This window comes from Corynebacterium sp. KPL4035 (assembly GCF_037908325.1).
Classification (GTDB): Bacteria; Actinomycetota; Actinomycetes; order Mycobacteriales; family Mycobacteriaceae; genus Corynebacterium; species Corynebacterium kefirresidentii.
Map to the genome: position 1 here is coordinate 195,199 of NZ_JBBMGF010000001.1, position 21,943 is coordinate 217,141.

Consider the following 21,943-nt stretch of genomic DNA (forward strand, 5'->3'; position numbering starts at 1 on the left):
CTTTTTAGTCTCCAGTGCCGTGCGTAAGCCCAGCGTGAATAATGCGAATGCCGCGATGGAGGTCGTCGCGATAATTAGAGCCAGGAGCCTCGCCGGTGGTTTCTGCAAGCTGGCGTTGGGACTGTTCCATCAAGGTGGCACCGAGTACGAGGTGAATGGCCGATAGGGCGGCGGCGCGGTGGGTACTGTCGGCTTCATAGGCACCACGCGCTGCGGCAGAGCAAAAGACGGATAAGAGGTAGTCCCAGGCGGGGGCCTGAGGCAGGGAGAGACCGGCAATGACTACCTCAGCGCCGTCGCGGTGGGCAAGTAGCGCATCGCGCAGGCTGAGGCTGAGCTCCTCGAGCGACTCCCCAGAAACGGGGGAGATAATGTACTCAGCCAAAGCCGCAATGAGCGCCTGTTTATTGGCAATGTGCCAGTAAAGCGCGCCGGGGGCAACGCCGAGGGAGGATGCAACGCGGCGCATGGTGACGTCGCCCAGCCCATAGGTATCAAGCAAGGAAATAGCGGCGTCGATAATACTCTCGCGATTGATATGCACCTTGGTGATTGTACGGACTAGGACTAGCGGGGCGGTAGCTCACAGGTTCCTTTAATGGAGTATCAATGTCATTTCCATCGTGGTGTTGTTAGTCTTGCGAAGACAAAAAGAAGCTGCCTTAAGGCGCTTCACATTCGCAAGATTGATTCAGGAGTTTTCCCTTGTCCTTTTTGACCCCTGCTAAGAAGTCCCTTATCGCAGTAGCGCTGGTTGCCCCCTTGGCGCTGGCTGCATGTGGTTCGGATGACAACAACGACGATTCTAAGAAGGCTGCCGCCACCACTGCCTCCAAGTCTTCTGAGGATAAGTCTGCAGACAAGTCCCAGGACAAAGACGCCGATAAGGACAAGGACAAAAACAAGGATAAGGATAAAGACAAGGACGGCGAAAACAAGGACGGCGCTGCTGGTGCAGAGGGCCAAGACGGCGAGGGCCCAGATCAGATGGCCAACCCGCTAAATAATGGCGAGGATCCTTTCGCTGGGGCGAAGGACATCAAGCCGATTGAAGGTGGCCAGGACGCAAATGATGCTGACAAGCAGGCCATCGAGCAGCTGGTCCGCGGTCAGCACGAAATCGATAATGTGAAGGAATACTTCAACTACATGCCGCAGCACGCCTGCCAAGCCGTGCGTGAAGGCCAGGCCAAGGAGTTTAGCCAGTACCAGCAGTACGTCGATAGCCTGCCGAACGAGTCCTTCGCTGAGTACGCCAACTCCATGCGTCAGCAGGGCGGAGGCAACGGTGAGGTAGAGAAGTTCGCTAGCCAGCTGGAGTCCATCCCGCAGTCGACCAAGCTGCAGTCTGTTAACGACATTGTGGTCAACGGTGACGATGCTTCTGCAACCGTGAGCGTGTCCAACTCTGAGGGCAATGAGACCTCTACGGTTCGCTTCCGTCGCGAGAATGGCAACTGGACCTTCTGCAACTAAATTGTCTCTTTCCCAGCGCCGCTTACCCCGCACCCTAGGTTTTGGTGCGGGGTTACTCGCGTGTGCGCTCTTGGTCTTTGGCGTGGCAGGTGCGCTGTGGGGGCTTTTCCGTCCGACGCTTGCCGGCCATGAGGTAGACGATGGTGGTTATGCCATCGAAGCGATGGGCAGCGCCCAGTTCATCGCCTTCATTACCTTTGCCCTCATTACCGGCCTACTCGGACTGCTCTTGGGCTTGGGTGCGTATCTGCGACGGCAAGAGCGGGGCTTGTCGATGCTCTTGTGGGTCGGCGTGTGCGCCTTGGCAGGCGCGGCCTCGTTTTACGTATTTGGCGGGGTCACCGCCACACATCCGCCCGAAAACCCCGGAGAGTTCGTGGAATTTGCACCGAAATTCTCCCCGGCCATCTCTTGGGCGGTGGCGCCTTTTATGGCGATGTTTTCCTACTGGTCCACGGCTTTTGTGAGTTCCGATGATGATTGGTAAGCCGCGCGCCTAGGGCCATTCCACGGGGGAGGCGCCGGTGACTTCCTGCGCGATGTCATCGATTCCGTGCAGGATGTGTTTAAGGCCGCGGCCGATAGCGCTAAAGAGTTGGGGCCGCGTTAGGCCGGCGGCGGCAATGGTCGTGGCATCCATCCGCACCTGCAGGCCTTCGGCGGTGTGGTGGCAATATGCAACGGCGCCGTGATGGGCGCGATTCCAGTCATTGCAAATAAGGAATAGGCGGGTAAATTCCGCTTCCTCCAAGCTAGGGTCCCAATGTCCCTTGATGATAAGGCTGGGGCCGTTGTCTAGAGCGAAGGAAAAGAGAACATCATTGACCCACGCGTAGATAGCCGTGGCGCCGTCGCTTTGGAAGCGTTGGATTCCGATAAGCGGCAGGATTTCGGCCAAGCTATCGAGGGTGAAAGGCTCTAAGGGGGCGTCGGCAAGCGGGTCTAGCTCCGGTGAGGCTTCGCGCACGAGGCCGGGACGGGATTGGGCAAGCAAGTCCATGAGGACCTCGGCATTGTGCAGCGCCGGTAAGACAAACGCCGCGAGCTGTTCCTGGCTCGGGGAGTTATCCGCCGGCAGGTAACTATGACCGGATACGCTCACGCACTCAGGCTGGTCAAAATCAACCACTACCGCCGGTGAGAGGCAATCGTGGTTCCACTCGTTGGCCACATGCGCCAGTTCGGATATTTCGCTGAGATTTACGCCGCCGCGGGGGCTGGTGTGTAGGTGGAGTACCGGTTCTTCTAGCTGGTCTATAAAGATGAAGGTAGATCCGCCGGCTGAGTGGGGTACTAAAAGTTCGCCTGAGGGTAGCGCCCAGCAGGACAAGCCATGTTCGCGGGCGATGGCGCGGACATGCGCGAGCAGAAGGGAAGGATCACTCTCGCTCATCACTGCCACCACCTTAAAGCTGTGTTGAGTCCGAGTCTATCGTCCAAACCCGCCCCCTCGCTGGCATTTGGACATTAGGATATTGTTTAATAATAGAAATCCGATAAGAATAATGGGAGCCGGAAATGCTTCGGACCATCGATTTGCGCGGCACAAAGCTGCGCCCTGCCCAGCTGCGGCGAGTCCTGCCACGCGGCGGCACCGACGTCGCCGCTGTAGTGGACAAAGTGGCACCAATGGTTCATCGCGTCCGTCAAGAAGGCGCCGCGGCGGCACTGGACTACAGCGAACTTTTTGATGGCGTGCGCCCGCGCCACCTGCGGGTACCGCAAGCGGAATTGGACAAGGCCGTCGCTGGCTTAGATCCACAGGTGCGCCGAGCAATTGAGGCCTCGATTGAGCGCGTCCGCAAGGTCCACCTCGAACAAAAACCGACCGCACATACCACCGAACTGGCTCGGGGCGCCACGGTGACCGAGGTCTTTCGCCCCATCGAGCGCGTCGGTTTGTACGTGCCGGGAGGCAAGGCTGTCTATCCCTCGTCTGTGATCATGAACGCGGTGCCGGCGCAGGCGGCCGGCGCAGAAAGCTTAGTGGTGGCCTCGCCCCCGCAAAAGGAGTTCGGCGGTCTACCGCACCCCACGGTGCTAGCTGTGTGCCAGATGCTTGGCGTAGATGAGGTGTGGGCTATAGGCGGTGGCCAGGCTATTGCGCTTTTGGCCTACGGCGATGATGATGCCGAGCTGGCACCAGTAGACATGATTACGGGGCCGGGAAATATTTTCGTTACCGCAGCCAAGCGCTTGGTGCGCGGGGTAGTGGGGACAGATGCAGAAGCAGGTCCGACCGAAATTGCCATCATCGCCGATGACACCGCAAACCCCGTGTATGTGGCTTATGACCTTATCTCCCAGGCCGAGCATGATCCGATGGCAGCGAGTGTGCTTATAACGGAATCAGAAAGCCTCGCTCAGCGGGTGAACGCGGAGGTGGAGGCGCGCTACGGCGCTACCGCTAATGCGGAGCGGGCGGCCGCGGCCTTAGGCGGCGAGCAATCCGGCATTGTGGTGGTCGATTCCCTGGACGCAGCGATTGCGGTGGCTAATGCCTATGCTGCCGAGCACCTGGAGATCCACACCGCAGAACCCGGCACGGTAGCTGAGCGGATTAAGCACGCTGGTGCCATCTTTGTGGGGGACTTCGCCCCTGTGCCACTCGGGGACTACGCTGCCGGTTCCAATCACGTGCTGCCCACCTCCGGCACGGCGCGCTTTTCGGCTGGCCTGTCTACCCACACCTTTATGCGGCCGGTCAACCTCATTAACTATGACCGAGCTGCGCTGGAAGAAATTGCCCCGCAGGTCATCGCCTTTGCTAAGGCTGAGGGGCTGCCTGCCCACGGCGAAGCAATCCGCGCCCGATTCGAGGAGAACTAAATGACGCAATTGACAGATCTTCCCCTGCGCGAGGAATTGCGCGGCAAGTCCGCCTATGGTGCGCCGCAACTCACTGTGGCCTACCAACTCAATACCAATGAAAATCCCTATCCGCCCTCTCCAGCGCTCGTTGCTGATTTGGTGGCGGAGACTCAGCGCCTTGCCTCCACGCTCAATCGCTATCCGGAACGCGATGCCGTAGAGCTGCGTAAAGCCTTGGCCCATTACGTTTCCGAACAGACCGGGGTGGGGGTTAGTTATGAGCAGGTATGGGCGGCGAACGGATCGAATGAGATTTTGCAGCAGCTTCTACAGGCCTTTGGTGGTCCAGGCCGCAGCGTGCTCGGCTTTACGCCGTCTTATTCCATGCACCCCATCCTTGCGGACGGAACCTACACGCAGTTTGTGGAGTGCCCGCGGGACGAGGATTTCCGCATAGACATGGACCGGGCTCTGGCGGCCGTGGCGCGGCACCAGCCGGATATCATCTTTGTGACAACGCCGAATAACCCCACCGGCGGGGTGACTAGTCTGGACGATATTGCCGCGCTTGCCGACGCCGCGCCGGGAATCCTCATCGTCGATGAAGCCTACGGCGAATTCTCCTCTTCGCCCTCCGCAGTGACGCTGCTGGATAAATACCCCACAAAGTTGGTGGTCTCGCGCACCATGTCCAAGGCCTTCGACTTCGCCGGTGGCCGCCTTGGCTATTTTGTGGCAGATCCGGCCTTTGTAGAAGCCGTCATGTTAGTGCGACTTCCGTATCACCTGTCTGTGCTCTCCCAAGCTGCGGCGACAGTGGCGTTGCGCCATAGCGCGGATACGCTCGCCACCGTGGAAAAGATCGCCAGCGAGCGCGAGCGCGTGGCAGCTCGCTTGCGGGAACTGGGCTATACGGTCCTGCCTAGTGAATCCAATTTCCTCTTCTTCGGCCGCTTTGCTGACCAGCAGCGCGTATGGCAGCAGTTCTTGGATAAAGAAGTACTCATCCGGGATGTCGGGATTGCCGGGCACCTGCGCATGACCGTGGGCCTGCCGGAAGAAAACTCGGCCTTTTTGGCAGTAGCTGAGGACCTTGCGGATACAGTAGTAGCGGATAATCCGGTCGGAGGAGAAAGGAGCGAACCATGAGCAACCGTGTAGGACGCGCCCAGCGGTCTACCTCTGAATCGCAGATTTCCGTGGTCATCGACCTAGACGGCACGGGACGCCGCGATATTTCCACCGGCCTGCCCTTTTTCGATCATATGCTGACCTCGTTTGCCACCCACGGCAGCTTTGATCTCACCGTGCAGGCAGCGGGTGATACCGAGATCGATGCCCACCACACCGTGGAAGATACCGCCATCGTGCTCGGTACCGCACTGCGGGAAGCAGTGGGGGATAAGGCCGGCATTCGTCGTTTCGGATCCCAGCTACTGCCCATGGATGAAACGTTGGTTGAAGCGGTGGTGGATTTTTCTGGCCGCGCTTATTTCGTGATGAACGGCGAGCCAGAGCACCTGCAGTGGCACATAATTGGTGGCCACTACGCCACGGTGATTAACCGCCACTTTTTTGAAACGCTTGCTGCCCACGCTGCGATAACGCTGCACCTCAACGTGCGCTATGGGCGCGATCCGCACCACCTTACGGAGGCGGAGTTTAAAGCCGTGGCGCGTGCGCTGCGCGCTGCCGTGGAACCCGACCCCCGTCGGACTGGAATTCCTTCGACGAAGGGAGCACTCTAAAAAGCATGCATGTTATGATCTTGGTTCTTTTCCTCGTGGCAGGCATGTTAGTAGGCGGTGCATGGACTGCCTACCAACAGGGGTCGAAGGCAATGACAGTAGTAGCCTCCCTTTTGGCCGCAATTACCGTGGTAGCAGCAATTTCGTGGATGGTAGGAGCGTTTGGTAAGTGAGCAAAACCCAAGAGACTAATATTTGGAAGATCCCGGGCTATACCGCCACTATGATGGCCATTGCCGCCGCTTTCGGCGCTTGGTCCATCCTCCTTCCGGTGGTGCCGCTCGCTGTCATTGACTCCGGCGGCTCAGCTACCTTGGCAGGCTCATCCACCGGCATCTTCATGGCCTTTACCGTGCTTACGCAGATCATTTCCCCGTGGCTGCTGCGCCGTTGGGGCTATCGCCGCGTGATGGCACTTTCCGCCTTTACCTTGGGCGTCCCCGCCTTCGGACATCTTTTGGGAACAGATGCTTGGGTTGTCCTACTCTTTTCCGCTTTGCGCGGGGTGGGCTTTGGCGCGCTGACCGTTTCCGAGTCTGCGCTTATTGCCGAGTTGGCACCTGTTCGCCTTTTGGGCAAGGCCACCGGCATGATCGGTGTGTTTACGGGACTAGGCCAAATGGTCTTTTTGCCCTTGGGCTTGGTCATGGCGGAAAAGCTGGGTTATGCCTCGACGTATATCACTGCCGGCATCATTGGCTTCGTGGGCTTTGGTTTGTGCTTGCGCATTCCCAAGATAAAGGTCACGCTGGCTTCTGATACCGAAGACGAGCCCAACCTAATCCGCGTTCCCACGTGGAAGCTGGTGGCAGTGCCTGCACTAGCGTTAACGACTTTCTCCATGAGCTACGGCGCCGTGTCGTCCTTCCTGCCGCCGGCGGTGCAGGAACTAGATGCAGAGCGTGGCGCCAGCCTTGCCGGCATCATGCTGTCCATCGTGGGTGGCGCGGCCATGATTTTCCGCTACTTCGCTGGCATGGTGGCAGACCGCGTGGGCACTCCCGGCCGGTTGTATATCCCCAGCCAGATCATGGCCATTGTGGGTGTGCTCGCCATCGCCGTCCCGCTCTACCTCGACGGCTCCGTGTGGTGGCTTGTGCTGGGTGCCTTCCTATTCGGCGGGGCCTTTGGCATTGCCCAAAATGAAGCCCTGTTGTCGATGTTTGACCGTCTACCGCGCGAGCGTGTCTCGGAGGCTTCGGCCATTTGGAATATCTTCTATGATGGCGGCACCGGCTTGGGCTCGACCCTTTTGGGTGCGTTGGTTGCCGGCTACGGCTACGCGGGGGCGTTTGGCGCCGGTGTGGCTATCCTCGGCGTTGGCGTACTAATGACGCTGGCAGATTTTATCCTTGGGCGCACCCGCGTGAGTGAAACCAACGATATCCGAACGCGTCTGCGTCGCATGCGTAAGGTATAGCCCATGGCAAAGACGGTCGCATTATTGGATTACGGCGCGGGCAATGTGCGCTCGGCACAGCGCGCGCTGGAGCGAGTAGGCGCGGAAGTTGCCGTGACTGCGGATCCCAAAGCAGCGGTGGACGCAGACGGTCTGCTTGTCCCCGGCGTTGGCGCTTTTGACGCATGTATGCGCGGGCTAAACGCGGTTCAGGGGCCAAGGGTCATCGGCCAGCGCCTGGCAGGGGAGCGGCCAGTGCTGGGTATTTGCGTAGGTATGCAGGTGCTTTTCGACGTCGGGGTGGAGCACAACATCAATTCCACCGGCTGCGGCGAGTGGCCCGGCACCGTTGAAAAACTTCACTCTACAGTCCTGCCGCATATGGGGTGGAATACCGTTGCGGTTCCCGTCGGCAGCGATATGTTTGCAGGCTTGTCCGAAGACGAGCGGTTCTATTTTGTGCATTCCTATGGCGTCCGCCGCTGGGAGTTGGAAACGGAAATCACCCGTCCACCCTTGGTCAGCTGGGCCGAGCACGCGGGTGATAGGTTTGTCGCGGCGGTGGAAAATGGCGCTTTGTGGTCGACCCAATTCCACCCGGAAAAATCCGGGGACGCTGGCGCACAGCTTTTGGAAAACTGGATGCGCACGCTCTAGGTAGGATGATGACTATGACTTTTACCCTTTTGCCCGCAGTTGATGTCTCTCAAGGTCAAGCGGTGCGCTTGGACAAAGGCGAAGCAGGCACCGAAACCTCCTACGGCGCGCCGCGCGATGCCGCATTGAAGTGGCAGTCCCACGGCGCGCAATGGCTGCATTTTGTGGACTTGGATGCGGCATTCGGCCGCGGTTCCAACCACGAGCAGATGGCGAATATCACCGCAGAGCTGGGCATAAACGTGGAACTTAGTGGCGGCATCCGAGACGATGCCGCAGTAGAGCAAGCACTGGCTACCGGCGCGCAGCGCATTAATATTGGCACCGCTGCTCTTGAACAGCCGGAATGGATAGAAGATATCCTTGCGCGCTATGGCGATAAGGTTGCCGTGGATCTCGCCGTGCGCGAGGAAGGCGGCGAGTGGCGCACTGCGGGCAATGGTTGGGTTTCCGATGGCGGCGACCTGTGGGAGGTGCTCGAGCGCCTCGATGCTGCCGGATGCCAGCGCTTTGTGGTGACAGACGTATCTAAAGACGGCACGCTAAGCGGACCGAATATCGAGCTGTTGCGCGAGGTCGCCATGGCTACGGAAGCTAAAATCACCGCCTCCGGTGGTATCTCTAGCGTGGAAGACCTGCGCGAGCTTGCTCTCTATGAAAATGAGGGCATTGATTCCGCCATCATTGGAAAAGCCTTCTACGAGGGGAAATTCAGCCTCGAAGAAGCTCTCGCAGCAGTGGCCGAGGTAGAGCCGCTGCCGGCGGAAGAAACCATTGACCCGTTCGACCCTGAGGACAACTAAGCCATGATGGAACCCCGCGAGTTGGTGGCCTTCGCGGAGGCGGCCGTAGACCAAGTAGAACCCATTTTTCGTTCCGGCCTTGGTGCGCAGCCCGCCCGCTTTAAAGGGCAGGGAGATTTTGCCACCGAGGTAGATCTCGTCATCGAGCAACAGCTGCGGGATATTTTGACTCAAATGACCGGCATCCCGGTGTACGGAGAAGAATCCGGCGGCAGCGTGCTAGATACCGTGTGGGTGGTAGATCCGATTGATGGCACCGCAAATTACTCCGCTGGAAACCCTTTAGCCGGCATCTTGGTGGCGCTCATCCATAAGGGCGCACCTGTTGTAGCGGTGTCTGATTTCCCATTATTGGGGCGACGTTTGGTCACTTGCGATGGCTCTCCACTGCGCTCAGTAGGCGGGCCTGCTACTGGCTTCGGCGGTGGGGAGGACGCGATGGGCTTCGATGAAGCGCGCGGACACGTGGGCTGCTCTTCTCATCTGCCCACTGAGATCTTCCACGAGCTGCGCGAAACCGGCCTGCGCCCGCGGATGACCGGTTCAGTGGGGCTGGATAATGCCTTTGTTGCGCAGGGCGTATTTGATGGCGCGATTAACTTCTCCCCACACCCGTGGGATAACGCCGCTGGTGCACTGCAAATTCAAACCGCCGGCGGAGTAGTGACTGATCCGGAAGGAAATCCGTGGACTGCGCAGTCGCGTGGCTTGGTCGCAGGTACCCCGCAGGTCCATGCCACTATCGTGGACATCCTGTCCCGTCATAGCGGTTCCTTTCACCGCTAAGACTTCATTCTCACAAAGGAGGCGGCCGATATGGCTGTAGCCGTACGTGTTATCCCCTGCCTAGACGTGGACCAAGGCCGAGTGGTCAAGGGCGTTAACTTCGAAAACCTGCGCGATGCCGGCGACCCGGTGGAGTTGGCCGCGCGTTATGACTCCTTAGGCGCTGACGAGCTTACATTTTTGGATGTATCTGCCTCAAAGCAAGGGCGTTCAACCATGCTAGAGGTTGTACGCCGCACTGCGGACCAGGTATTTATCCCACTAACAGTTGGCGGCGGGGTACGCAGCGTCGACGACGTCCGGGAGCTACTGCGCGCCGGTGCAGATAAGGTTTCCGTAAATACGGCAGCGATTAAGAATCCGGAAGTGCTGCGCGAAATGGCCGAGGTTTTCGGGGCCCAATGCATCGTGCTGTCCGTTGATGCCCGCCGGTGCCGGGAGGAGTTTGCGCCCTCTGGTTACGAGGTCACCACGCATGGTGGCACGAAGTCGGCCGGAATAGACGCCATTGAGTGGGCTCGCCGTGGCGAGGAACTCGGAGTAGGGGAGATTCTCCTCAACTCGATGGATGGCGATGGCACCAAGCAAGGATTTGATGTGGACCTGCTGTATGCCGTGCGCGAGGCAGTGACTATTCCCATCATCGCTTCTGGCGGTGCGGGCAGCGCCGCGGATTTCCCACCGGCCGTTGCGGCCGGTGCCGATGCCGTTTTGGCCGCAAGCATTTTCCATTTTGGTGAGGTAGAAATTTGCGACGTAAAGGACACCCTAGACGCCGCAGGTTACGAGGTGCGCCGATGAGTAACCCGGCCGACTATGAACTAGATGGGGGCATCGCCAAGCAGCTCAAGCGCAATGACCAAGGCTTGGTGCCGGCCATTGCCCAGGCTGAGTCCGGTGAGGTACTGATGATGGCATGGATGGATGACCATGCTTTGGCGCATACCCTTGCCACGCGCAAGGCCACGTATTTTTCGCGCTCGCGCAATGAGTACTGGGTCAAGGGTGAGACTTCTGGCCACACCCAAGAGGTGCTGGGCGTTCGCCTTGACTGTGATGGAGATACTATCCTGCTGACCGTGCGGCAGCGTGGCGGCGCCTGCCATACCGGTGACCGCACGTGCTTTGACGCCACAGATCTCCTAGGAGGACAATCGTGAAGGCTAAACGCCTTGGACCGTTACTTATCGCTGTAGGAGCCATCGTATTGTGGCTGTCTTCCCGTGTCACGTGGGTGGTTGCTGCCAGCGAAGATGATAAGGCCGGCTCCGCCGCCAATGACATCATAGGTTCGGCATGGTCGCTAGAGATTATGGCCTTGACCCTTGTGTTGGTTGCCGGCGCCGTCGCGGGAATGGCTCTGCGCCGCATCGGTAGGCGCGTAGTGGGCATTATTTGTGCCCTCGCAGCAGCGGCCAGTGCATGGACCCCGGTTAGCTTGCTGACGGCGGGCGCGGATGCTGAGCGCGCACAGAAGATCTTGCAGGGTGCCTCGGCTAATAAGAATGCAGTAGATTCCGCGCAAATTTCTAAATGGGCCACAGTCATTTCCACCGAGGTGCATGCCTGGGGGCCGATTTTGGCTCTGGCAGGAGCGGCAATAGCCCTTTTTGGTGCGGTTATGCTAGCGCGCAACCCAGGCGAGGATAAAGTGAAGGCATCTAGCAAATACGAGACGCCGGCAGCGCGGCAAGCGAAATTGGAGGAGGATTTGGAAACCTCCTCTGATTCTGGCCGCGTGATGTGGGACGCGCTTGATAGTGATATCGATCCCACTGATATGGATAAAAAATAGCCCCGTAGCCTGTGCAATTTCCGCAACTGCACGGGAGCGGGTTAACCTAAGTGTGATTTCAATCGCCCGTGGAGGGAGGTGCTGATGCCTACGCCCATTGCTGTTGACCACCTAGTAGCAGGAGTCTTAGAGGACGTCGCTGCGCGGGAGTCCCGTGTGTCGTTCCAGGAAGTAAAGGCACGCTCGCGTGACATGGAATCTCCCCGGGATGTGCGCGCAGCTCTCTTGCGCCCCGGCTGCTCCGTTATCACGGAGCTCAAGCGTGCCGTTCCCTACGGCGGTGAGATTGCACATGTTGGCTCTGCGGAGCACATGGCGCAATGGGCCCGCACCTTTGAGGACTGCGGCGTACACCTTATGGCGTGCCAGACTGATTTCCGCCGCTTCCACGGTTCTTTGGAGGACATGGCGGCTGCCCGCGCCGCGATTGATGTGCCCATGATGTCACGAGATCTCATCGTGGATCCCTACCAAATTCATGAGGCCCGCTGTTATGGGGCTGATGCTATTCCGCTGCAAGTAGAGCTGCTGGAGCAGGCTCGCTTGGAGGCGCTACTAGACCGCGTGGAATCGCTTGGTATGACCGCCATCGTCGAGGTACGCAACTGTGCGGAGGTCGACCGCGCTATTAAGGCTGGAAGTAGCGTTATTTCCATCAATGCGTGGTCTTTAGCCTCGGACGCGATTAACCGTGACGCGTTCAACGATATTGCCCCGGGCCTGCCCGAATCCATCCTGCGCATTGCAGTAGGTGGGGTAAACAACGCGCGCAACCTTTTTCACTATGCTTCCCGGGGCGCCGATGCGGTGCTCGTCGGCGAATCAGTCATGGCGGCCCAAGATTCTACAGCGTTGGCTCGGTCGTTGGTGGCCGCCGGCCAGCACCCAGCGTGCCCCGCGCGCAAATTAGAGTAATACCCCGACTAGCTGGCGGGGTGGGGGATAAGGCACACTGGCTACGTGCACACAGAAATTCTTGCAAATATTCCGTCTCCGCCGCAGGGCGTGTGGCAGGTGGGGCCACTTCCCATCCGTGCGTACGCGCTGTGCATCATCGTGGGCATTATCGTCGGCCTGCGCATGACCTTGCGCCGATATACTGCTCGCGGCGGTAACCCAGACACAGTGTGGGATGCTGCCATCGTGGTTATCCCAGCCGGCATCATTGGCGGGCGGCTCTACCACGTCATCACCGATAATCAGAAGTACTTCTGCGGTGGTTGCAATCCCGCGGATGCGCTGAAGATTACCAATGGCGGCCTTGGCATCTGGGGCGCTGTTGCTCTCGGCGCGCTGGCCTTGTGGGTACTTTTCAAAGTGAAGAAGGTTCCACTCGGCCCCTTTGCTGATGCGGTGGCCCCGGGCCTGGTCCTCGCGCAGGCGATTGGGCGGCTAGGCAACTGGTTTAACCAAGAACTTTACGGGCGCCCGACCGACGTTCCATGGGCTTTAGATATTTACTACCGAGTCAATGACAACGGCGGTTATGCGCCGGTTTCCGGGCACTCCACGGGTGAGGTTATGACTTCGGTGCATCCGACCTTTCTCTACGAGCTGGTGTGGAACGTCCTTGTATGTCTATTCCTCTTGTGGGCGCACAAGGCATGGAAGTTGGGGCACGGACGAGTCTTTGCCCTCTACGTCATGGGCTATACGTTGGGCCGGTTCTTTATCGAAGGAATGCGTTCCGATGAAGCTACCCATATCTTCGGGCTGCGCGTGAATATCATCGTCTCCCTGGTGATTTTCATCATTTCTGCGGTCGTCTTTTTCTTGCTTGATAGGCGCCGCCAAGGCCCAGAGTCTCCCGCAGAGGTAGATCCTAAGTATTGGGCCGAGCGCCGCGATAGTAACGGGCGTGGCGATGGTAGCGCGGTACCTGAGGGGCAGCATCCGGACTCTGCAGCAACGTAGGTTCTACCCCAGTATTTCCGAATAGGTTTGATTGTGTGGGGGTTGGGGCATTTTTGAGTGTCCGTTCGGAAAATGGGGGTCCAAAATTGTGGCCGCAATCCATACGAAGGAGTAGGTTGGGGAGTGTTCAGTTTCCCCGACGGAATAGGCCAATAATGCTGGATAGAAGAACAAAGATTGTCTGTACTCTCGGCCCTGCCGTTGCTAGCGAGGATGGCATTTTGCGCCTCGTTCAAGACGGCATGGACGTTGCCCGCTTGAATATGTCTCACGGCGAGCACGCGGACCACGAGGCGAATTACAACTGGGTGCGCCAGGCTACTGATAAGACCGGCCGCGCCGTCGGTATTTTGGCGGACCTGCAGGGCCCCAAGATTCGCCTTGGCCGCTTTATTAACGGCGAGGAGCAGTGGGATAACGGTGAAATCGTCCGCATTACCGTGGACGATATCGAAGGCACCCACGACCGAGTATCTACCACTTATAAGGGCTTGGCCAAGGACGCCAAGCCGGGTGACCGCCTGCTTATCGACGACGGAAAGGTCGCCGTTGTCTGTAAGGAAGTCGACGGCAATGACGTCGTGTGTGAGGTTACCGAGGGTGGCCCGGTTTCTAATAACAAGGGCGTTTCCCTTCCTGGCATGGATATCTCCGTGCCGGCCCTGTCGGAGAAGGATATCGCTGACCTGCGCTTCGCTCTGAAGCTTGGCGTAGACCTTGTCGCGCTTTCCTTCGTTCGCTCCCCAGCTGACGTGGATAAGGTCCACGAGATTATGGATGAAGAAGGTCGCCGCGTTCCGGTTATTGCGAAGCTGGAAAAGCCGGAGGCAGTCGATGCCCTCGAGTCTATCGTGCTGGCCTTCGACGCCATCATGATTGCCCGTGGTGACCTCGGCGTTGAGGTGCCACTTGAGCGCGTGCCGCTGTTCCAGAAGCGCGCTATCCAGATTGCGCGTGAAAACGCTAAGCCGGTTATCGTGGCTACCCAGATGCTGGATTCGATGATTTCCAACCTGCGCCCGACCCGTGCAGAGGCATCCGACGTGGCCAACGCCGTGCTCGATGGTGCCGATGCTGTCATGCTCTCTGGTGAGACTTCCGTGGGCATTGACCCGCAGAACGTTGTGCGCACCATGTCCAAGATTGTGGCTAATGCTGAAGACGGCGGCAAGGTTCCACCGCTTACCCACGTTCCGCGCACCAAGCGTGGTGTGGTGTCCTACTCCGCTCGCGATATTGCAGAGCGCCTTAATGCTAAGGCCATCGTGGCCTTCACCACCTCCGGTGATACTGCCAAGCGTGTAGCCCGCCTGCATTCCCAGCTGCCGCTGTTGGCGTTTACCCCGAATCCGGCCGTGCGTTCCCAGCTGGCGTTGACCTGGGGCGCGGAGACTTTCTTGAGCCCGCACGTTAAGTCCACCGATGACATGATGGAAGCCATCGATGACGCATTGCTGGAGATGGACAAGTACGAGGAAGGCGACATGATTGTCGTCATTGCTGGTACGCCTCCAGGAATTGCCGGCAATACCAACATGATTCAGTGCCACTTGTTGGGTGAAACTAAGAAGTAATTTTCTTCGCATAAGCGCCGCGCCCCACCCCTTAACACGTTCCACGGGGCGCGGCGCTTTCGGCTATTTATACAAATGTAGATTTATATTTACCTCGAGTACACTCAGCGGTTGCTTTCCTGACATGCGGCTGCAGTACTTTTTGGTTGTTCATGTTTCAGCTTCTCTACGCATTCAAAGGACAACTGCACAATGACCTAAATCAGGCCGACTTGGCCTCAGTGGCTGCGCTTACCGCCATCTATTTTCATTTAATTGTCAATAAGCGTCGACGGGGATAGGCTGAGTGCATGGCACACGAGCACCACGACCACGATCACTCCAGCACGCCGCTGCGCGCACTCTTGATTGCGCTAGGCATTACCGGCACCGTCTTCTTCGCGGAGCTGATCGGCGGCTGGTTGGCGGGTTCGATGGCGCTGATGGCGGATGCGATGCACATGCTTTCCGACGCTGCGGGGTTGATCATCGCGGTGTTAGCGGTGTTGGTTGGGCGCCGACAAGCATCGGCTCAGGCCACGTACGGCTACCGACGAGTGGAGGTGCTTGCTGCACTGGCGAACGCAGTGATGGTGCTGGCGATCTCGGTGTGGATTGTCGTCGAGGCGGTGCGCCGCCTGCAGAGCCCGGCCGAAGTGCAGGGAAAAACGATGCTGATCATCGCGGTGATCGGCCTGGTGGCGAATGCGCTATCGGCGTGGGTTCTGCACCGGCACCGCAAATCCTCGATCAACGTGGAGGGCGCGTTCTTGCACGTGTTAGTGGATATGCTCGGCTCGGTCGCAGTAATCGTGGCCGGCATCGTGGTACTGACCACGGGGTTTGTGGCGGCGGACGTGATCGCCTCCCTAGCGATCGCGGCGATGGTGCTGCCGCGCGCCTGGCAGCTCATGCGGCTTTCGGCGAGCGTGCTGCTCGAGCAAGTCCCGGCGGACTTCGACGCCAGTGCGATCGAGCCCGCGCTGCGGCAGGTCGAGGGCGTTGCTGACATCCACGACCTGCACCTGTGGAGCCTGGACGGCGTGAACGTGCTCACGACCGTGCATATCGTGCGCGACGGCACCGTCGGCACCGGCCCGCTGTTGGATGCCGCCCAGCAGGCCCTGCGCGAACACGGTATCGAGCACTCCACCATCCAGATTGAGCACCCAGAGCACGAATCCCACGAGACGGTGTGCTGATTCCCTTCTAACCTGACTTAGGCCAATTTTTGTGCGGAAGTTCGCGGCCGGTGATTACTTGGATGGTGGCAGTGAGGTCGGGCGGGAATGGTACGGCGGCGTGAATGGTTTCGCCGCCAACGACGAGTTGAAAGCTGCGGTATTTCTTGAGTGTTCTCACGAGGCGTTTGATGAAGTGACCACTGCGGGTCTCCATCAGGTGGGTCACGGCTAGTGCTGCCATCACAATATTGAGATGTGCTGTGATCGAGTTTTGTTTCCTCGCATAGATTGGGCGTGCTTTCAGGTCTGATTTCGACATCCGATACGACATTTTCAATGTGGAATAGCCTGCGGTAATGCCCGATAACCTCCAGGGCGGGAAGAGCGGTCAGGTCGGTTTCATAGCCTTTAATTCCGGCTAGGGCTCGGTGTTTGGCAGCAAGAGCGTAGTTGACCTTCTTGTTCGGGGTGGAAAGATCGAAATAGCGGTTGCGCTTAATGGCGATTTCGCCGTCAACAGCGCGTTTGGCTTTTGCGACTTGCTCTTTGATTCCGCGCAGGCCGCGTCTGGCCCGATCATAGGAGTACTGGAAGTGGGTCACCGTATTCGGGGCTGTGTGTTTGCGCGCATCGCTTGCCGAGGCTTGTGTCCAGATCCGGCCGTGGGCGTAGGCTTCACCAGGGATTTCCCGCCGCCAGGTTTCAATCACCTCAGGCACGGTGGGGTTTCACCGACAAAATGTAGTGCAGACCTGCATCTATCAATGCTTGCTTGTTCGGAGGGTGTCAAGTTGTTTGTGTGTGGGGCTAGGTTTATAGGTATTTGTCGAAGCTGTCGGGGTAGGCCACGGCCATTTGGTTAATGGCTTGTTTCCAGCCGGAAACTCGGGTCCCTTCCATGAGTCTGCCGGTTGTCGCTGAGACTCGTTTGCCCTGCTTCGCTCTCTTGGCAGCTCGTCTGTCTTCGATATTGCAGATCATCAACCATAGCGTCTTGAGCGCTGATTCATTGTTAGTGAACTGCACCCTGTTGCGGGTAGCTTTCCGCAGTTCATTGTTGAATGATTCAATCGAATTCTTCGTGTAAATGACCTTGCTGGCTGCTGGTGGGAACTGGAGAAACGGTACGAAACGCGCCCATGCATCTTGCCAGACTTTGACTGAGCGTGGATACTCTTCTGCCAATTCAGAGGCTTCAAATTCGTCTAAGGCAGCCTTAGCTGTGGACTCGTCCGTGGCGGTGTAAATCTTTTTCAACGCGGCCGATACGCCCCGGCGATCCCTGTAGGCTACCCATCGGTTAGCGGCACGAATCAGGTGCACGATACAGGTTTGCACCATAGAGTTCGGCCAGGTTGCCTTTACTTCTTCCGGCAAGCCTTTGAACCCGTTACAGCAAACGATAAAGACGTCTTTAACCCCACGGTTAGAAAGATTGGCGCATACTTGCGCCCAGGATGAAGCGCTTTCTTCTTTGGCAATCCACGATTCCAAAAAGTGCTTGATACCGTCGAGAGCCACGCCGATTGCCATGTACGCGGACTTATTGACCACTAGGCCGCCATCGCGGATTTTAATGCGCAGCGCGTCCAGGAAAATGACCGGGTAGAACTCGTCTAGCTGGCGGTTTTGCCAGACCATGACCTCATCGAGGACGGCATCGGTGACTGCGGAAATCGTCTCATGGGAAATATCAACACGCATCGCCGTTGCCATATGGTGCTGGATGTCCCTAATTGTCATCCCACCGGCGTACAAGCTAACGGTCATGTCATCGACATCGGTCAATCTCCTCGAGCCTTTAGGGACCATAGTCAGCAAGAATGTGCCAGCCCTATCCCTCGGCACATCAACGGTAACTGGCCCGTAGTTAGAATCCACGGTCTTTGGATACGACCCGTTGCGGTGATTGTCTGTTCTAGCTGCAGCTTTAGCGCTCCTGTCGCCAGACTCGTAGCCCAGGTGGGCATCCATTTCAGCGTTGAGTCCCCTGGTAATCGAGGCTTGCAACATGCCGCGAACCAGGTCGTTGGCATCCGTTGTAGACGTGCCTAGGTCATCAATCAGCTTCGCGATTTCAGGGTTAGCAAGAAGCTTCTTTTCAATCGCATCAATCTTGGCCTTATCAGCCGGATCTCGTCTCGCCACAGTAGTCATTCTGGTCCATCTCCTCATGCAGGTTAGGTACCCACACAAACCATCAGACACTCTCTATTCCGAAGCCTCTCCGGCGGCGTGGGCCGCGCACAACAAGGACCGCGATAAGCTGCAGGACATTAGCCGTGAGATGCTCGGCAGCGCCTTCGACTTGGTCATGGCCGCTGGCCACCCGTTCTACGATAATGACCACCAGAAGGTCGATACTCCCGACTATAGCTTCATGTACGAGGACGACTACGCCAAGCTTTCCGGAGGCGAGACCGACTGGAATTACTTCGAGTCCAACGATGACTTCAAGAAGATGGCGCAAGGTGACGTCAAGCCGTAGCAGAAGTATTGGGGTATCGCGCAGGTAGGTTCCACGTTGCAGAACTCCCGCTCGGGCGAGGCAAAGGCACCGTACTCTGACCCGCTTAACGACGTCGTGGATCTTCCCACCATGACCACCGGAGCGCTCAATGCTTTGGGGCAGGATGAGGATGGTTTCTCCGTCATGATTGAAGGCGGTGCCATTGACTGGGCCGGCCACGGCAATAACCCGGTGCGCGATATCGAGGAGACCCAGGATTTCAATAAGTCGGTTGACGCCGCCATTAAGTGGGTGGAGGAAAACTCCTCGTGGGAAGATACTCTGCTCGTTGTCACCGCGGACCACGAGACTGGCTATCTCTCCGGTGCGAATGAGGTGCCGACAGAAGACAACCCTGAAGCGGACAACCGCTTCAATGCTATGGAAGGTGAGAAGGGCAAGGTTGCCCGCCACGGTTGGTACTCCGGGCAGCACACTAACCAGCTAGTGCCGTTCTTCTTCAAGGGGGCCGGCTCGGAGGACATTATGGCCCGTACCTCTGGTACCGATTCGGTGCGCGGTGAATACATCGACAACACTTTGGTGGCCAATTTGGTCTTTGACGAGTGGTGGAACGATGGCACCGATTCCGCTGGTGACCCAGAACAGCCGGGAGATACTGCTAATCCCTCGGATGGCGAAGGCAAGGACGGTAGTAGCAAGGGCTTTGCCGCAGGCCTCGCTACCGGCCTAGGAATCCTGGGGGCCGTCGTCGGTGGACTCGGCTTCCTGGCTACGCAAATGGGTGTGCTCACTATTGACTTGCAACCTATTTATGAGCAGCTAAAGCGCATGGGCCTGCGCTAAACAGAATTGAGCACAGCGCCTTGCCAAAAAAATCCTGTCCTTCGCCACGAAAGCGAAGGACAGGACCTTTTCTTAGCGTGAGGAAATCGGGGTGGGCTGGATCTTCCACACCTCGTTCGCGTAGTCCGCGATGGTCCGGTCAGAGGAGAAGCGGCCGGAATAGCAGATATTGAGCCACGCCTTCTTAGCCCAAGCAAAGTTGTCTTCCTCATAGTCCGCAGCCATGCGGTCTCGAGTAGCGCGGTAGTCGGCGAAGTCACCGAGGACGTAGTACTGGTCCTGGGCGTGCTCCCCGTAACCATCGAGAAGCGAGGAGTGCAGGTCGCCGAAGATGCCGGCATTTTCGGCGCCCAAGGTGCCGTCGACAAGCGCATCAAGCACGCGGGCTAAGCCTGGCACGCTCTGGTAAAGCTCGCCCGGGTTGTACTCGGCGCGCAGCGCAGGAAGCTCCTCGTTGCGGGCGCCAAAGATATAGGCGTTGTCCTCACCGACTGCCTCTACGATTTCTACGTTGGCACCATCCATGGTCCCCAAAGTCAGCGCGCCATTCATCATGAACTTCATATTGGACGTACCGGAGGCTTCTTTGCCGGCTACAGAGATCTGCTCTGAGATATCAGCGGCGGGGATGATGTGCTCGGCAGGGGAGACGTTGTAGTTCTCCACAAAAACGACGCGGATGATGTCCTTGGTATCTGGGTCGTTATTGACTAGCTCCGCGATGCTGTTGATGAGCTTAATAATCGCCTTGGCGCGCTCGTAGCCCGGTGCGGCCTTTGCGCCAAAGATGAAGGTGCGCTTCGGCACCGTCTCGCCCTGGTCTTTGATGCGGAAGTAGAGGTCGAGGACGTAGAGGGCATTCATCAGCTGGCGCTTGTACTCGTGCAAGCGCTTAATCTGTACATCAAAGATGGAGTCGGGATTAACCTCGGCGCCTTGGTGGTCTTTTACCCAGTTAGCAAAGTCGCGCTTGTTGGCCTGCTTGATGGCGATGAGTTCGCGAAGCAGGTTCTTATCCTCGGCCTTATCAGCGAGGTTGGCCAGTTGGGTGAGGTCAGTGACCCAAGCATCGGAGCCAGCCTGCTGCGTGAGCAGTTCTGCTAAGCGGGGGTTGCACATCTTGAGCCAGCGGCGCGGGGTGACGCCATTGGTCTTGTTATTGAATTTCTCCGGCCAGAGTTCGTGCCATTCGGCCAACGTATCGGCCTTGATGATTTCCGTGTGCAGGGCGGCGACACCATTGATGGAGTAGGCGGCATAGCAGGCGATCCAGGCCATATGCACGTGGCCGTTGGATACCGGCGCCATGTAGTCGATGCGGCCCTGATCCAGACCGCGGTGGGCCATATCTTCGCGGAAGCGGCGGTCGATTTCCTCCACCAACTGCCAAATGCGCCAAAACAGCTTCTGGAAGATGGACACCTCCCAGCTCTCCAGCGCCTCCGCCAGCACGGTGTGGTTGGTGTAGGCGAAGGTTTCGGTGACGATCTTCCAGGCTGCATCCCAGCTCAGACCATGCTCATCGAGCAGGATGCGCAGCAGCTCCGGGATGGCAAGTACGGGGTGGGTGTCATTGAGCTGGATGGAGTTATACTTCGCAAACCCGGTGAGGTCTTCGCCGTGCTGGTCAATGTAGTTATCCACCATGGTCTGCAGGGAGGCAGAGACAAAGAAGTACTGCTGGCGCACGCGCAGTACCTTGCCTTCGTACGTGGTGTCATTGGGGTAGAGCACGCGGCAGATGTCCATAACACGCTCGCGCTCGACGATGGCCTCGGTAAAGCGCTGGGAGTTAAAGGCATCGTAATCGAAGTCATCGATGGGCTCGGACTTCCATAGGCGCAGGGTGCCTACGTTATCGGTCCCGTAGCCGGTGATAGGCATGTCATAGGGAATTGCGCGCACGTCCATGTCATCGAAGTGGACGCGGCGCTGTTCAGAGGCACGGCGAATGACAAAGTCATAGCCGTTTTCCATCCACGCATCTGGCTGTTCCTTCTGGAAGCCATCCCCAAAGGACTGTCGGAAAAGGCCGTAGCGGTAGAGAAGGCCATAGCCGGTTACGGGGTAGTCCTGAGTGACAGCGGAATCGAGGAAGCAGGCGGCAAGGCGTCCGAGGCCGCCGTTGCCGAGCGCGGCATCATGCTCGGCTTCGAGGACATCGCTTAGCTCGTGATCGGTTGCCTTGGCCGCAGCCTTGGCATCGTCAACAAGACCCAAGTTGGTGAGGTTATTGAGCAGCGCGCGTCCCTGCAGGAATTCCGCAGAGAAGTAGTGCTGTTGGCGCGTTTCCGCGTAGGCAGCACGGGTGCGCTCCCAATTATCGGCAATCTGCTCCATGACGGCACCGGAGAGGCCCGACCAGAACTTACGGTTGGAAGCGCTGTGCGGGCTCACGCCAGAGGCCGCGCGGACATGGGAGGGAACAGTGGATTCGAAAGCAGAATGCCGTGGCTGGCTCATTTTCAACCTTAAGTTTGTGGGGAGTCACGAAACGCCTG

General features: G+C 58.2%; 23 protein-coding genes and 1 pseudogene. 19 read left to right on the plus strand and 5 right to left on the minus strand.

The window, feature by feature from the left end:
• Positions 1-4 precede the first annotated feature (4 nt).
• The gene (locus tag WMP96_RS00905; RefSeq protein ID WP_023021240.1) at positions 5-544 is read right to left on the minus strand and encodes a TetR family transcriptional regulator; all 540 of its coding nucleotides are present in this window, start codon (positions 542-544) and stop codon (positions 5-7) included.
• 161 nt (positions 545-705) lie between these two features.
• Between WMP96_RS00905 and WMP96_RS00910 the strand changes: the two genes are divergently transcribed.
• Both WMP96_RS00910 and WMP96_RS00915 read left to right on the plus strand, forming a co-directional pair.
• Positions 706-1,476, plus strand: a complete 771-nt coding sequence (locus tag WMP96_RS00910; RefSeq protein ID WP_301715625.1) for a hypothetical protein — start codon at positions 706-708, stop codon at positions 1,474-1,476.
• A complete protein-coding gene (locus WMP96_RS00915) occupies positions 1,451-1,963 on the plus strand; it encodes a hypothetical protein (protein ID WP_232212597.1) in 513 nt (170 codons plus the stop codon). Before WMP96_RS00910 ends, WMP96_RS00915 begins: the two co-directional genes overlap by 26 nt.
• A gap of 9 nt (positions 1,964-1,972) precedes the next feature.
• Here WMP96_RS00915 and WMP96_RS00920 read toward each other — a convergent pair whose 3' ends face one another.
• Positions 1,973-2,869 (minus strand): hypothetical protein, encoded by an 897-nt coding sequence (locus WMP96_RS00920; RefSeq protein ID WP_340431872.1) that lies wholly within the window; start codon positions 2,867-2,869, stop codon positions 1,973-1,975.
• A 125-nt stretch (positions 2,870-2,994) separates the two neighbouring features.
• Between WMP96_RS00920 and hisD the strand changes: the two genes are divergently transcribed.
• The 15 genes from hisD to WMP96_RS00995 all read left to right on the plus strand — a co-directional run bounded on the left by hisD (position 2,995) and on the right by WMP96_RS00995 (position 16,144).
• A complete protein-coding gene (gene hisD, locus WMP96_RS00925; protein ID WP_301715627.1) occupies positions 2,995-4,305 on the plus strand; it encodes a histidinol dehydrogenase in 1,311 nt (436 codons plus the stop codon).
• Positions 4,306-5,436 (plus strand): histidinol-phosphate transaminase, encoded by a 1,131-nt coding sequence (locus WMP96_RS00930; RefSeq protein ID WP_301715628.1) that lies wholly within the window; start codon positions 4,306-4,308, stop codon positions 5,434-5,436.
• Complete coding sequence (hisB, locus tag WMP96_RS00935; RefSeq protein ID WP_301715629.1) at positions 5,433-6,035, plus strand: imidazoleglycerol-phosphate dehydratase HisB; 603 nt, start codon at positions 5,433-5,435, stop codon at positions 6,033-6,035. Before WMP96_RS00930 ends, hisB begins: the two co-directional genes overlap by 4 nt.
• Before the next feature lie 5 nt (positions 6,036-6,040).
• Positions 6,041-6,208, plus strand: a complete 168-nt coding sequence (locus tag WMP96_RS00940) for a hypothetical protein (protein ID WP_023021247.1) — start codon at positions 6,041-6,043, stop codon at positions 6,206-6,208.
• On the plus strand, positions 6,205-7,455 hold the full coding sequence (locus WMP96_RS00945; protein WP_023021248.1) for an MFS transporter: 1,251 nt from the start codon (positions 6,205-6,207) through the stop codon (positions 7,453-7,455). The genes WMP96_RS00940 and WMP96_RS00945 overlap by 4 nt, the downstream gene beginning before the upstream one ends.
• A gap of 3 nt (positions 7,456-7,458) precedes the next feature.
• The gene (gene hisH, locus WMP96_RS00950; RefSeq protein ID WP_301715630.1) at positions 7,459-8,091 is read left to right on the plus strand and encodes an imidazole glycerol phosphate synthase subunit HisH; all 633 of its coding nucleotides are present in this window, start codon (positions 7,459-7,461) and stop codon (positions 8,089-8,091) included.
• A gap of 14 nt (positions 8,092-8,105) precedes the next feature.
• Positions 8,106-8,894 (plus strand): bifunctional 1-(5-phosphoribosyl)-5-((5-phosphoribosylamino)methylideneamino)imidazole-4-carboxamide isomerase/phosphoribosylanthranilate isomerase PriA, encoded by a 789-nt coding sequence (priA, locus tag WMP96_RS00955; RefSeq protein ID WP_239204306.1) that lies wholly within the window; start codon positions 8,106-8,108, stop codon positions 8,892-8,894.
• Between the two features lie 3 nt (positions 8,895-8,897).
• Entirely contained in the window at positions 8,898-9,680 is a 783-nt protein-coding gene (locus WMP96_RS00960; protein WP_023021251.1) for an inositol monophosphatase family protein, read from the plus strand.
• Positions 9,681-9,710: 30 nt separating this feature from the next.
• Positions 9,711-10,481, plus strand: a complete 771-nt coding sequence (hisF, locus tag WMP96_RS00965; RefSeq protein ID WP_239204304.1) for an imidazole glycerol phosphate synthase subunit HisF — start codon at positions 9,711-9,713, stop codon at positions 10,479-10,481.
• A complete protein-coding gene (gene hisI / locus WMP96_RS00970) occupies positions 10,478-10,840 on the plus strand; it encodes a phosphoribosyl-AMP cyclohydrolase (RefSeq protein ID WP_023021253.1) in 363 nt (120 codons plus the stop codon). Before hisF ends, hisI begins: the two co-directional genes overlap by 4 nt.
• A complete protein-coding gene (locus WMP96_RS00975; protein WP_301731938.1) occupies positions 10,837-11,475 on the plus strand; it encodes a TIGR02234 family membrane protein in 639 nt (212 codons plus the stop codon). The genes hisI and WMP96_RS00975 overlap by 4 nt, the downstream gene beginning before the upstream one ends.
• An 84-nt stretch (positions 11,476-11,559) precedes the next feature.
• Positions 11,560-12,390, plus strand: coding sequence for an indole-3-glycerol phosphate synthase TrpC (locus WMP96_RS00980; RefSeq protein ID WP_340431881.1), 831 nt, complete (start codon positions 11,560-11,562; stop codon positions 12,388-12,390).
• A 45-nt stretch (positions 12,391-12,435) separates the two neighbouring features.
• Positions 12,436-13,389: a prolipoprotein diacylglyceryl transferase gene (gene lgt / locus WMP96_RS00985; RefSeq protein WP_301715632.1), complete on the plus strand. Its 954-nt coding sequence runs from the start codon at positions 12,436-12,438 to the stop codon at positions 13,387-13,389.
• Positions 13,390-13,547: 158 nt separating this feature from the next.
• Positions 13,548-14,963: a pyruvate kinase gene (gene pyk / locus WMP96_RS00990; RefSeq protein WP_301715781.1), complete on the plus strand. Its 1,416-nt coding sequence runs from the start codon at positions 13,548-13,550 to the stop codon at positions 14,961-14,963.
• Positions 14,964-15,253: 290 nt separating this feature from the next.
• Positions 15,254-16,144 (plus strand): cation diffusion facilitator family transporter, encoded by an 891-nt coding sequence (locus tag WMP96_RS00995; RefSeq protein WP_005328806.1) that lies wholly within the window; start codon positions 15,254-15,256, stop codon positions 16,142-16,144.
• A gap of 7 nt (positions 16,145-16,151) precedes the next feature.
• Here the strand turns inward: WMP96_RS00995 and WMP96_RS01000 are convergent.
• Together WMP96_RS01000 and WMP96_RS01005 are read right to left on the minus strand one after the other, a co-directional pair.
• A pseudogene (locus tag WMP96_RS01000) lies at positions 16,152-16,903 on the minus strand (IS1634 family transposase); the annotation flags it as partial.
• A gap of 36 nt (positions 16,904-16,939) precedes the next feature.
• Positions 16,940-18,283 (minus strand): IS256 family transposase, encoded by a 1,344-nt coding sequence (locus WMP96_RS01005; RefSeq protein ID WP_239204294.1) that lies wholly within the window; start codon positions 18,281-18,283, stop codon positions 16,940-16,942.
• Between the two features lie 16 nt (positions 18,284-18,299).
• Between WMP96_RS01005 and WMP96_RS01010 the strand changes: the two genes are divergently transcribed.
• The gene (locus WMP96_RS01010) at positions 18,300-18,614 is read left to right on the plus strand and encodes a hypothetical protein (protein ID WP_239204292.1); all 315 of its coding nucleotides are present in this window, start codon (positions 18,300-18,302) and stop codon (positions 18,612-18,614) included.
• 36 nt (positions 18,615-18,650) lie between these two features.
• Positions 18,651-19,442, plus strand: coding sequence for an alkaline phosphatase (locus WMP96_RS01015; protein WP_301731940.1), 792 nt, complete (start codon positions 18,651-18,653; stop codon positions 19,440-19,442).
• A 72-nt stretch (positions 19,443-19,514) separates the two neighbouring features.
• Here the strand turns inward: WMP96_RS01015 and WMP96_RS01020 are convergent, their stop codons facing one another.
• Positions 19,515-21,905 carry a glycogen/starch/alpha-glucan phosphorylase gene (locus WMP96_RS01020; RefSeq protein ID WP_340431887.1) on the minus strand — a complete coding sequence of 797 codons (2,391 nt, stop codon included), beginning with the start codon at positions 21,903-21,905 and terminating at the stop codon, positions 19,515-19,517.
• Positions 21,906-21,943 lie beyond the last annotated feature (38 nt).